At 43.3% G+C, this 13,398-nt stretch carries 8 protein-coding genes; 1 reads left to right on the plus strand and 7 read right to left on the minus strand.

The window, feature by feature from the left end; translation table 11 throughout:
* Window positions 1-32: 32 nt before the first annotated feature.
* Together NSS67_RS24185 and NSS67_RS24190 are read right to left on the minus strand one after the other, a co-directional pair.
* Window positions 33-611 (minus strand): TetR/AcrR family transcriptional regulator, encoded by a 579-nt coding sequence (locus tag NSS67_RS24185; protein ID WP_339316193.1) that lies wholly within the window; start codon window positions 609-611, stop codon window positions 33-35.
* 183 nt (window positions 612-794) lie between these two features.
* Complete coding sequence (locus tag NSS67_RS24190; RefSeq protein WP_339320689.1) at window positions 795-1,046, minus strand: sugar-binding protein; 252 nt, start codon at window positions 1,044-1,046, stop codon at window positions 795-797.
* Window positions 1,047-1,163: 117 nt separating this feature from the next.
* Between NSS67_RS24190 and NSS67_RS24195 the strand changes: the two genes are divergently transcribed.
* Window positions 1,164-1,529 carry a VOC family protein gene (locus NSS67_RS24195; protein WP_339316195.1) on the plus strand — a complete coding sequence of 122 codons (366 nt, stop codon included), beginning with the start codon at window positions 1,164-1,166 and terminating at the stop codon, window positions 1,527-1,529.
* Between the two features lie 310 nt (window positions 1,530-1,839).
* Here the strand turns inward: NSS67_RS24195 and NSS67_RS24200 are convergent, their stop codons facing one another.
* The 5 genes from NSS67_RS24200 to NSS67_RS24220 all read right to left on the minus strand — a co-directional run bounded on the left by NSS67_RS24200 (window position 1,840) and on the right by NSS67_RS24220 (window position 13,358).
* Window positions 1,840-5,961: a beta-N-acetylglucosaminidase domain-containing protein gene (locus NSS67_RS24200; protein ID WP_339316197.1), complete on the minus strand. Its 4,122-nt coding sequence runs from the start codon at window positions 5,959-5,961 to the stop codon at window positions 1,840-1,842.
* 33 nt (window positions 5,962-5,994) lie between these two features.
* The gene (locus tag NSS67_RS24205) at window positions 5,995-6,861 is read right to left on the minus strand and encodes a carbohydrate ABC transporter permease (RefSeq protein ID WP_339316199.1); all 867 of its coding nucleotides are present in this window, start codon (window positions 6,859-6,861) and stop codon (window positions 5,995-5,997) included.
* A 13-nt stretch (window positions 6,862-6,874) separates the two neighbouring features.
* On the minus strand, window positions 6,875-7,771 hold the full coding sequence (locus NSS67_RS24210) for a sugar ABC transporter permease (protein WP_339316201.1): 897 nt from the start codon (window positions 7,769-7,771) through the stop codon (window positions 6,875-6,877).
* Between the two features lie 86 nt (window positions 7,772-7,857).
* The gene (locus tag NSS67_RS24215; protein WP_339316203.1) at window positions 7,858-9,234 is read right to left on the minus strand and encodes an extracellular solute-binding protein; all 1,377 of its coding nucleotides are present in this window, start codon (window positions 9,232-9,234) and stop codon (window positions 7,858-7,860) included.
* 212 nt (window positions 9,235-9,446) lie between these two features.
* On the minus strand, window positions 9,447-13,358 hold the full coding sequence (locus NSS67_RS24220; protein ID WP_339316205.1) for a glycoside hydrolase N-terminal domain-containing protein: 3,912 nt from the start codon (window positions 13,356-13,358) through the stop codon (window positions 9,447-9,449).
* Window positions 13,359-13,398 lie beyond the last annotated feature (40 nt).

Raw genomic sequence — 13,398 nt, forward strand, 5'->3', positions numbered from 1 at the left:
CAAGAGATAAAAAAACTGCCTCAATAGTTCTATTAGTGGCAGTCTGTCAGACCCTTCATGATTAGTTCCATCATATTGTCCAGCAGTTGTGGAAAGAACTCCAGTCCAATTTCTTCCTTGTGAGTGTCAACATTGATCATGGCAGCGAACATCATCATAATCATTTTACTATCCATATCGCTTCGCATTTTGCCTTCGGTTTGCCATTGCTGCACAATTTCATGGAAGCTATCATATAAGAAATCGGTCACCTGAATGCCCGTTTCTTCTCGATAAAGCTGTTCGATTTTCCCAAATACACTTTTGTTATACCATTCCTTTAGAATGGGGTTGGATATTATGCCTTCCACATTGAGTGCCATCATCTGCCGAACTACTACCAATGGGCTTTGGGTCATGTCGAGGGATTGCATACAGTTTTTTTTGAGCTTCGCATTTTCTTCAAGAAAGATATCCATAAAAAGCTTTTCCTTAGAAGGATAATAGTTGTAAAAGGTCCCTATGGCTATTCCTGCTTTTTTTGTAATGTCCGAGACATTCGTATCCTTAAAGCCTTTATTGCTAAACAGCTCTTTCCCACAATCGTAAATCTTTGTTTTTTTATCTTCCACTTTCCGCATCTCCATGAATGAATAATTATTTTTTCATTCATATCATAATGTCAAAAGCTGGATGTGTCAATGCAAACCTTATTTGTTATCTTTTCGTTCATTAAGCGACAATAAAATAGAGAAAAAAACGGCATCTCTGCCGTTTCCCGATAGTTACAGAAGCTCAATTTTTATTAGATCCTCTTAATCTGTCAGGTGCAGGTTCCCGAATGCATTAACATCCTTCGAAGTGCCAATGCCACTGTTGTATTCCAGCCAGCCTCTACGCCCCTCGCCGTCATTATCATTAACCAACAGCGAAAATTTGAGCTTCATTCCTTGCTTCACCTGTGTAATGTCGAAGATCAGCTCACGCCATGGTATGGCTAATTCGTAGCTGGTGGTTGAATCTGAACGACCTACCGTATATTTTAGATCTATAGCATCATTTATTATAAATTATGTATTTCGATAAATCTCAAAGCCATCCGTTTCAGTTCAAGATAGCGTATAATTACGAAGAACTAGCTTGTTGAGAAATATAAGAAATATATATAGGAGGACATTATAATTATGAAATTGAGCATGAATTGGGTAACGCTCAGGGTACGCGACCTGGAGGCTTCCCTTGATTTTTATAACAGGATTCTGGGGCTTCCCATTGACCGAAGATTTGAGAGTAGAGGAAAACAGATTGTTATGTTAGGTACGGTGGGCCAGCCCAAAATTGAGCTTATCCAGGGAAGCGACCCGGCTCTGAAGCCGGAATGCGGCGTTTCCTTTGGTTTCGAAGTGGCCTCTCTCGATGAGGCTATAGAGTATTTGAACAGCCAAGGCATCCCAGTAGCGCGCGGACCGATCACTCCAAATCCCCACCTGCGATTCTTTTATATACTGGACCCGGATGGCTTCGAGGTACAGTTAGCAGAGCATAGCTAGGCAAAAAAAAGGAAGTGTCCCAAAAGCCATAAAATGGCTGCTGTGACACTCCTTTTTTTCGATCATGATGTTTGTTGAAACTCGCTGCTCACCTAATCATAGAAAGCCTGCAAATGTGCAGCTTTTTGAACAGAAAACCTCTTTTAAAGTCCGAATACTGCAAATGTGCAGGCATTTCCATGCTTATCAGTTGAATACTACTTCAGGGAGAAAAAATAACTGCTGATTAGCAGGAATCAGTGCTTAAGCGACCTTTCTAACCTAGAAAAATACACTTTTGCAGGTTTTTTCGCCATGTCGAGTATTTGACTCATTCAGTTATCTTACGGGCTACCAGCGCCAAGTCTGTCAAATCAATCACACCATCTTTATTGACATCGGCACGTTTGGCCTGAGTCCAATCTGGACTGCTGGCATCTTTGCCATAATTAGCAGCGACAATCGCCAAGTCACCGATGGACACTTTGCCATCTTTGTTGATGTCACCAGTAATACCTGGCTCCGGCTCCTCTGCAGTTATCCTGATCTTATGGCTCGACGTAACAGTTTCGCTCTCCTTGCCCTCAGCATCTGCTACGATCACTTTTTCAATCTGAATAGTACTCTCTGTAGCTTCCGCTACTGTCTTAGTCCCGAAATCCAAGGATAGCAGCTGCACATTACCAGTCACAGCGTTGCCCGCACCTTCGCTAACCACGAGCAGTCGCAGTTTTCCTGGAGTGCTATTAGCAGTTTCAAGCACCTGAATTCCATTTCGCAAGGAAGTAGCCGCTTTGAATTCCAACAGCTTAGGATCATAGTTCATGGTTACATCCATCGCATATACAGCGTCTGATACACTCTTCACCCCAAACGCCAATTGAAAATCTCTACCTCCAGCTACAGTGTCTACCCCAGACAGAACAGAACTCATCTTATCTGATGGATCCACCTCACCATTCCCGTCTTTTTTCACTGTGATGATTTCGTGGATTTTGGGTTTTGCCGAACCCTCCCACTGGACCTTCACTTCAAACACATTACTATACTTGGAGGTATCAAATGTATTATAGGATCGAGACAGGTTGCCTACCTTATGCCATCCACTCGCATCTCTCATGGACACTACAGCATTTGAAATATCCGATGGATTCTGCAAAATAATAACTTCTTTTACCTTCGTGTCCTTCGACAACTTGTAATTTAAGGAACCCGCATTTCCAGCACCCGGCATATAGAAGGTGGATAGCTTTTGGTCAACGGACAGAGACGCCTCACTTCCTATATTCCCTGCAGGTTCAGCCTGAATAGCCGGATTGGCAGTTCCCGGTCTTTCAATCCCTTCATTGATCAAAATCTCATTGAGCGCGAGCCAAGCATCATGAGTCTCTGTTGAAATCAATCTTACATATCGGGCTGGCTTGCCGCCGTCAACTTGAACTCGCTTATAACGGTATGGCACCTCGTGCTCTGGGAAATTCAAACTCCGATCGCTCGGCTTACTAAACGTATGGATCGTATCCCATGTCTGTCCGTCTAGCGACAGCTGGAGATCTCCTTGACGGAAAAAATCTCCTTCTCCGTCACCAATAACGACCGCTACATTCTGGACATTTACCACCCCGCCCATGTCAATCTGTACGTATTTCCCTTTCGATTGAACCGCGCCGAACCAAACCTTGTTCTCTAATGAAGCATTGTATACATTATTGATTGAACCTTGATAAATACTTCCGTAATTATGAGTAATCACTGCCGGCGAGAATTTGTTCAGCTTGATCTCGAGGTTTGTCAGATCTAAAGTGATGTCCTCATTCCCCTTGTTCGTGATCCGGAAATAAGCTGCACTAGCAAACGGCCCATTTCCCTCGCTAACTTGTTCCCATTCAACACCGTTCTTTGAGGATTCCAACTGGACTTCTCCGTTAGAAGCTTCTAACGCCACTTGCGTGATCTCTTCAATGGATTTCAAGTTAATGCCTACATACTGGGATGGCTTTAACGTGATCCCGTTCAGGTTCGATAATTGGACAGAGTTATCAGCTACAGTAACAGTAGTATCCTTCAGCTCTGTCACATCGCTGTAAATCGAAACCTTATCTTTACCTGCATTTACGGAAAACTCACGAACTGCTGTCCATAAATCAGTCTTTCCTCCAGGGATTCCTGCATGTGTTAAGCGATATCGAACCATTTGAGCATCTACACTAAGCCCAGAAGCTAAAATTTTAGTCCCGGAACGCTCTTCTCCGATCGCAGTCCATTCTTGACCGTTCAAGGAATACTCGAGAATCCCCCTTTGGAAAATATCGTGATCCGCGTCATTTCTACCTTGTGTAATCGCTATTTCTTCCACTTTAATGGTCTTGCCGAAATCGACGCCATACCAATCCCCATTCTTTTGAAGGGTTTGAATATAGACGTTCGTTGATAAATCTCCATCTACCATCAGGTTTAGTCCTGAAGGAGAACCATAAGAGCTTACAGCTAGAGGTTTAACATATTCAGGGTCCACCCGTGTATAAATCTGAGCGTCTAATTTATTGATCAGCTGCTCAGCGAAAGGAACTAACCGCTTTGCCCCTGCCTCAACCGTCACATCTGGAAAATTAAGTTTCGTGATTTTGAATGTTTTGGATAAGCTTAAAGCGCTTGTTGCTTTAGCAAGCTCCTCCCATGCCTGATCTACATGTTCTTTCTGGATCGCTATCGCAGAGAGAACTGCCGATTTATCGGCAAGAACAACATTTTGCAAGCTATTCAGCCATGGATCAATTTCCTCTTCCATACTTTCATTCGTGTTGTTAGCTCTAAACGACGCGATTGCGTTCAATAAAAGATCAAACTCATGAATCAATGTATCTCCAGTCGCTTCTACTGGCTGACCACTTGAGTATTGACTTAAGAATTGCGCTAGGTCAGCTTTGATATTTTCCGATTCGCCTACTACAAGTCCATGGCCACTTGGCGAAGGATCACTCATATGATATGCAATTGTATTAAGCTCATTAGCGACTTCAGGTACAATGTGTTTAAATGAGTCCAGCCAGCTCTGATCCTGATTAAATTCATCCACATTCCAACTGTAATCTGCTACCGCGAACAAGCCTATCTTCGACAGTTCCGCATGACCCATCGGGTTTGATACAAGGCCAGAAATATTGTGCGTACCCGGAATCAGTACATCAGCTTTACCGAGCAAAAGTCTTGCATCTTTGTAGTCATTCACCGGCCAGTTTAACCACATGTATGGATCTCTTCCATGAGCATCTTTAGGCCACTGCATATCTGCCGCATTTACCGGAGCAACGACACCGTTCCCGGTCCACATAATATCTACATTCTCTGGTACATTTCTTAAAGCTTCCAGATAAGGTCTGCCAGTCGTTCCAGTCCAGCCTTTATTGTAGTAAGGAGGACAATAGATCAACGACTTAACATCTTTCTTGGACGTTACCCAATTCGCGACATCTGTAATAAGCCTCACATGTTTGTCCTTATCCACTAACGATTGTGAAGTGCTGATGTCATCCATGAATAATCCAAATTGACGGACGCCTACACTATACAATTGATCAAGCTTAGCAAGTAAGGTTTGGAGCTCTGCATCATAATTATTCCAATTAATCATACTGAACCCGGGGTGTATCGCCCATACAAACTGGGTCTTGGATTCATGACCGACATCAACCAGTTCTTTGATCTTGGCAAGCTCAGCCGCAGGATACGGTGTTCTCCATGCCGAGTTATGATATCTATCATCTTTCGGTGCAAAAATATAAGCGTTCATCTTCAACTCTCCACCGAAACGCATCAAACTGATTCGATCTTCATGCGACCATGGAAACCCGTAAAATCCTTCAATAAATCCCCTTGAGCGCGTATCCGCGAAATCTTCGATGATGAGATTGCGAATCTGCTTATCAGGGATTTGATCGAAGATCATCTTAAGCGTTGCCAGACCATAATAAGCAGCATCCGTATTTTTACCTAATACCGCAATAACGCCATTATTCTGTTGCTCGGTGCTAACGTTAAGAACATAAGCATCCAGTTCATTGAAGGCATCCGCCTCATATGGAATATTCTGAGTGAAGTAGTTGTCTACATACCCTGATGAATTTCTAGTTCCCAACAAGATATTGGTCTTCCCTGCTACTTCAGCATCTGACTCAGTGACCTGAAGTGACTTGGAATCCAATATCTTTTGAAGCAGCTTTCTTGTAGGCTGGTCAATCGAATCTTCAATAACAACGTTTACATTTGGTGTGATGTTTAAAGTTGTCTCTTCCTCGGTTTGTTGCTGCGGTAATGGATAGATTTCATAGGATTCCGTTAATTTCGCATCTTTTTGCGGAAGATCAGAAGCTACATCCGCTGCAGCTGCAAAGCTGGAGAATAAGCCGGTTACCACCATAAGTGTAATGAAGATACTGAGAAGCTTCTTCGGCATTTCCTTACCACCTCCTATAATAAAAACCAGCAATTAACCTTTCAACGCACCTGCTGTTAATCCACCAGTAATTTGACGTTGATACAACACATACAACACAATGACGGGAATCATAGAAATGGACAGACCCGCAAACAATGGTCCCCATTCCGTTCTGTACTGCATTTCCCCTTGCATAATGGCTATTCCTACAGGAATGGTGTATTTCACTGGATCATTGATCAATACCGTAGCCATGATGTACTCATTCCACACCGTTAAAGCATTCATGATTCCTACCGTGATTAAACCGGGCTTTGATAATGGCAACATGATCTTGAAGAAAACGCCGTATAGTGAAGATCCATCAATTGTTGCGGCTTCTTCAAGCTCACGGGGAAGTGCCTTGAAAAATCCAACCAAAAAGAAGATACCGAATGGAAGGATGCCAATCGTTCCGACGGAATAAACAAGCGTGAGCCCTAATAAGGAGTTAGACAAATGCATATCTCCGAGAAGAAAAAACAACGGGATCAATCCGAGTGTTGTTGGAATCATCATCGAAGCAACGTATACAAAATAAAACAGGCCTCTAGATTTAAATGTAAACCGAGCTAATATATACGCTGTTGTAGCAGCCATAATAAGCGATAACAGTGTACTTGCCACGGTTACTATAATGGAGTTTAAGAAGTAATCTCCAAAGTTTGCTCTGCTCCACACATTTGCATAGTTTTCAAAACGATAAATAGACGGGAAATCCCACGGTTTCCCGAGCATAACCTGCTGATTATCCTTTAAGGAAGTCAGGAATGTCCAAAGAACCGGATATAAGACTACCAAGCTCCACAAGATGAGGAAAAATCGAACTGCAATTTTTGATATTAGTAAAAGTGGTTTTTTGGCGGGACTATCGTTCAAAGTATTTTCCCCCTTACATTTCAATGGACTCCCTGTGAAGAATGCGCTGCAAAATTAAAGTTGTGATTAAAGATAATAGTAATATCAGCACCCCGATGGTTGCCCCGTAGCTTAAATGGAACTGCTTAAAGCCCATCTGATACAAATAATAACCGAGAACTTGTGTCTGATTATCCGGACCACCATCCGTCATCAGCTTAACGATAATAAAGGATCCGTTTAGTGTTGTAATTACGATGTGAATGATAGAGGTTTTGAATTGCTCCCAGATTAGCGGTAAAGTAATTCGAGTAAACTGCTGCCATTGTCCAGCACCATCGATACTGGCTGCTTCATATAGCGAGGAAGAAATACCTAGAATAGAAGCGATGATAAGTAGCATATAGAATCCAATACCGGCCCATACACTAGGAGGAAGAAGTGACCACATCGCGAGGTTTGAATCACCTAACCAGTTCGTTTCCACAGGTTTTCCTGTAAATAACGAGATGAACGCATTCAGGAATCCAAGACGGGGATTGTATATAAAACTCCACAATACACCGATAACGGCTACGGAAATGATATTCGGAAAGAAAAACACCACTCGGTAAAAACCGTATTCTTTCAGTTTAAGACGGGTCAATGATACTGCGAAAAACGTTGCAAACAACATAATTAAGATGACTTTCCAAAAAATCAAGAAATAATCGTTCGAAATGGCCTTTGGTATGATCTCATCCGAGAATAATTGTCTATAATTATCAATTCCGATATAATTCATCGATTCGGAGCCGCCAGACCAATCAAAGAAGCTTAGGTACAAGCCTCGAAACAACGGGTAAATAGTGAATAAACAAAAGATAGCAAACGTAGGCAGCAAGAAACTCGCAATAAACAAGTTACGTTTCCACAATTTATTGTTCTTCATAGGCGTAAGCCATCCTCCCCTTAAATTTGAAAGAACAATCAGAGGCACCTATGTCCTCTGATTGCTTAGAAAGAAGAGTCATGAATTTACTTACGGACTTTGGCTGCCGCCTTCTCCATACGGTCCATCCATTCTTCTGGTGTAATAGAACCTTGCAGCAATGCAATCGTTGCATCATTCTCAGCCTGCTCAATGTCCGCGGCCAATTTAAATACAGGAGCAACGATCGTGTCACTACCGTTGAAATATTTCATTGCCGTTTTAACAACATCACTTGCGCCTGAAGATTCCAGATCTGCCTTGACGTTCATCAAAGCGCCTGTCAGCTCAGCCCAACGAACTGCGGCTTGTTTCGTAAAGATAAATTCAATAAATGCTTTTGCTGCATCTGGATTTTTAGCCTTCTTTGCAATTGCAATGTTACTAGTGTAAGGAATAGCCACAAATTTACCGCCTGGCTTCTGCATAACGGAAGGAATAAATCCGAATTTGAAACCTTCTGGAACATCTTTTTTCATTTCATTTTCGAGCCACAAGCCATTAGGAATCATTGCATCTTTATGCTGTAAGAAGAGCATTTGGGAGTCTGTATGACTCATACCGAACGATGCGTTATCGAAATACCCTTTGTCCCTCATATCAACGATCTTTTTCAAGGTGTTCGCTACAGCATCATTTTTGAAAGAACCTTCTTTAGCTGCTTCTTGGTCCTTTAAGATTTGCGGATTGTCTCCATTCTCAGATACAAAACCTGTATTCAAGAGACCTCCCACGACGTAGTATGGGTATTTGCCTGTATGGATGTAAGGATATACGCCATCCGCTTTGATTTTTTCACTAGTGGCAAGGAAACTATCCCAATCTTTTGGAACATCCCATCCCTTTTCAGTAAAAAGGGTTTCATCATAGAAGGTTCCCCATGAACCGAATACGAGTGGAATCGTATAGTTTTTGCCACTGTAATCTTGTGGAGGTGCGATCAAGTTGCTCGTAAGCGGTTCGCCATCCACATTTTTCGCATCTTTAACCCAATCTGAAATATCCATCAATTGGTCATCGAGCACCATTTGCGTTTCATTCGATCCTGCTCCATCGATATATACGACATCTGGTGGATTACCTTGGATCCAGCGTGGCTTCATTTGCTCGTTGATCTGAGAACCTGCGGATTCTTTAATGTTGACATCCGGATACTTCTTCTTGAATTCACCAATCACTTCTTTCCACCAACCGTCCCCATAACCACCGACAAAATATTGAATTTCGAGGTCCCCAGCTACTTTCGGCTCTTCGGGCTTGGGAGCGTCTGTCTTCACTGGCTCTTTCTGCGTCGCCGCAGCCGTCTTCTCAGGAGCAGGAGCTTCCGCCGCTCCATTAGTTCCCCCGCCACATCCTGCCAGAGACAATACAATGGACATCATAACTAGACTTAATGCCGCTTTCTTTTTACCCTTGCTTTTCATTGGCCATCCCCCTCGAATATTCTTGCTTCACTTCTGTATGCTCTCGATTTCACAATTCTGACTTATATTCTGTTAACACTTTTCCATTATATAGGCTATAAAAACGTAACCACATGATCTCTTTTGATGTGGAGTTGATACTTTTTGTCCTTAAGAACCTTTTTTTGTTTACAAAAGAAAGACACCTGAGTAAAAACTCAGGTGTCCTTTTCTCAATTCAGTATTTTTTGTGCGATTGCCGCTAAATCCATAATGTCGATATTACCGTCATTGTTAAGATCTGCACGCTTAGCTGTCTGCCAATCCGCACTGTTCTGATCTTTACCATAGTGAGAAGCTGCAATCGCCAAATCACCGATGCTCACTTTTCCATCCCCGTTCAAGTCTCCGGATTTTACTGGTGGCTGTTCATCTGCCTTAATCTCGACCTCAATGTTTGAGAGATCAGCTTCCGTCTCCAGTCCATTCTCGTCAGCAAATACAGCACTGGTTACCTCTATGCTCGCTAACTCAGCCTTCGTCACTGACTTCGCTTTAAAGCTCAGTTCAAGCACCTTGGCATCACCTGTTATAGCAGTACCTGTACTAGCCGTGATTAGACGAATGGTTCCGATCGGATCTTTCTTAGATTCCAATACCTGAACCCTATCGTTCACCGATTCGCCTGAGATGTACTCGAGGAGATTCTCATCGTACTTCAATCGAATATCTTGCGCATAGGTCGCATCTGTCACATTGCTAACACCCATGTCTACAGTAAAGGTCTGCCCTTGATTAATCGACTTAGGTCCACTTAAAGTTATCGCAGTAGGTTCATCAAGCTCGACAGGTACATATTCAAAGGCATCAATCATCGCAATGGTATTTGAAGATGAATTGTTCTTCGTCCCTTTCACGACAATCTTAATCGTATGCTCCCCTTTGGAGAGATCGGATTGTTGGAATAATATCTGCTGTTTCTTCGTCGATGGACCATATCCATCCACACCTTCAGCGACTAGACCCCCATCGAGATACACATCAAAATGTCCGTGGTTTACCTGCAAAGCACTGATAAATTTAATCGATGTTCCTGTAAACGTGAACGACGCTGAAGCCCCTTGCTTATTACTATAGCTTTCTGTGCCTTTGTAATCGCCTGCATCGCTGTAAGGACTCCACGTTCCGGTGTATACAATCGACGGATCTTTATCATCTACTTTTATTGGCAGCACAGGTGGTTTTACACTGGATACAATCTTATATTGCTCTCCTTTTACCGTTGGAAATTCAATCAAGTCCCTATCCACCGTGAAGTTGATGGATTCCCCGCTTCCCACACGGACGACCTTGAATTTATTGGATTGTACAAATCCAGAATATTTAACCGAGGCTTTATTACCTTGCTTAGAAGTGAGCAGCGCTTCTTTCAGGATCGTACCTTCCCAGCGCATATCCACTTCAAATCCACCTCTTGCCACAAGCCCTTTGACGTTTCCAGTAGACCATGCGTCTGGTAATGCAGCCAGTAAATCGATACTTCCAGCATGGCTTTGCAGAAGCATTTCCGCAATTCCGGAGGTTGCCCCGAAGTTACCGTCGATTTGGAACGGTGGATGTGTATCGAATAAATTGTCGAGCGTGCTGCCTCTAAGCTGCTCACCTAACAGTTTGTGTGCACGGTTACCATCTAGCAGACGTGCCCATAAATTGATCTTATTCGCTTTACTCCATCCCGTTCCGCCATCTCCGCGAGAATTCAAGGTTACTCTTGCTGCTGCAAACAATTCAGGATTATCCACTTCATTAATAAGCGTTCCTGGATACAAGCCGATCAAATGCGAGATATGGCGGTGCTGATCTGTAGGACTATCGATATCATTCTTCCACTCCTGCACCTGTCCCCAGCTTCCGACTTGCGGCATCCAGAGCTTGCTTCGTTTCTCCATAACCTCGTTTCGCAGCTGTTCATCTACACCCAAAATTTCACTAGCCTTGATGAACTGTGTGAATAATTCCCAAATTAATTCCTGATCATAAGACACGCCGATGGATATCTCCCCTTGCTCTGGAGAGTAGGAAGGTGAGGATACTAGACTCCCGTCCGAATCTTCCACCAGGTATTTCACCCAAAATTGTGTTGTTTCCTTGATAATGTCATATACTTGGCCTCTTAAAAGATCTTCATCTCCACTAAATGCATAATGATCCCACACCTGCTGCACCATGAAGGCGTTGGCAGCCGGTGACCAGCCCCAATAGAAGTTAGAGCCTGGTGCTGTATAACCGAATGGATTGTTGACAGTATGAATAGCCCAACCTTCCCCTTCGATTCCATGATGTCTTTGAGCTGTTTCCCTACCCGGCTCGCGTAGAGAATCGATATAATCAATGTATGGAATGTCCGTTTCCGCTAAGTTAACAACTTCGGAAGGCCAATAATTCATCTGCACATTGATATTCGTGTGGTAGTCACTGTTCCATGGTGGATTATTTACTTGGTTCCATACCCCTTGTAGATTGGCAGGCAGGGAGCCTTCACGGGAGGATGCGATAAGCAAATAACGGCCATATTGGAAAAACAATGCCTCCAAGCTTCTTTTCTCTGCGTCAGTGGCATTTGTTTTATAACCATTCAAAAGTTCATTCGTAGGGATATTCGTAGCAACTCCACCAAGATCAAGTGAAACTCTATCAAATAGTTCCTTGTAATCTGCCAAATGGGATGCTCGCAACTGATTAAATGATTTGGCGGACGCTGCAGTTAAATTGGCTTCAACAACCTCTTTTGGCGTCTTGTCACTCTTATACGTAGGGTAATTATTGGCATAATCTGTGGCAGCGGTCATCAGGATCGTGACGGTATTCGCCCCGTTCACAGTAAGTTTTCCAGCCTTCGCTGTTACAGTTCCTCCTTCATGCTGCACTTGAAGCTGAGCTTCGTATGCCATCTTATTACTTGGCACCTTCCCGCTTAGAATCAATTTTTTTCCTTCTCCACTCACCGAATTGGCCGGCTGGGCACCAGTAAGGCGAACATCAAAGGTCATCGGCTGATTCTCTTCCGTTGTCAGTCTCATCACCATGACCTTATCCGGATAACTGATGAAATATTCCCGCTTGTATTTCACGTTGCCTGAAGTATAGGACACTCTTGCCATCGAGTCATTCAGATTCAACTCACGCCGATAATCAGAGAACGTCTGAGCACCACTGTTACCCGATGCGCCTGTCATCTCCATCTCGGATAACTGAATTTTTGTTCCGCCTTTACTTACAAGATCGAATTTATAAAATTTATATGCTGTAGTATTGGAAAAGGTATATGATTTCTTCAGCTTGTAGCTCGCAAACTCTTCATTGGATCTGTTATCTAGTGGGGTCCACTGCTGCCCGTCATTCGAGCCTTTCAGCGTCCAGTTCTTCGGATCCCGGTCGTGCACATCATTTCCTGAAGTGAATGAATAGCCGGTAATTACTTTAGCTTCTTCATATGCCCATTGCACCCAAAAAGGTGGTGCTCCATCACCTGAATACCATTTCGTATCTACCGAACCATCGGTTAGATTGGAAATAGGCTCGCCGTATTGTGGGTTATCCGAGCTCGCTGTTACGGTATAGGCTGACTGACGATTAAAATCTAGGAAGACGTCTCCAAATGCTTGATACGCTCCGAAAGAACTATCACCGGCTCCCATAACCCCAGTAATGTTCCCTACAAGAGCTTTGGCTTCATTAATCTTTCCTTCTTTTAGAAGCTGTCTTATAGTCTCAACATGTTGCTCCGCACCGTCTTTAATACCATATTGGTAATTCGGATCTGCTCCAGGCCCACCGCTCCATAGGGTCTTTTCATTAAACTGAATCCGCTCCTGCTCAACACCACCAAATACCATGCCTCCCATGTGACCGTTTCCGATCGGTAGAGCCTGCGTCTCCCAATTGGTTGCCGGTGCACGATACCATAATGACAAATCATGACCTGCCGCAGCCGCTGTCTCAACTACCGGCTGTACATCTGCATACACTTTTGGACCTAGGACCCCATTAGCCGGAAGTATACTGCTAAGTAGCTGTGAGCAAGCAATCCATACAGATAGTAGAACTGCTGTCCTTTTGACTAATCTGCTTTTACCGATTGACATTTGCTAATCTCCTCTCGAATGAGACAGCCCGAAACGTTAG

The sequence above is a fragment of the Paenibacillus sp. FSL R10-2734 genome (assembly GCF_037963865.1).
GTDB lineage: Bacteria > Bacillota > Bacilli > Paenibacillales > Paenibacillaceae > Paenibacillus_AQ.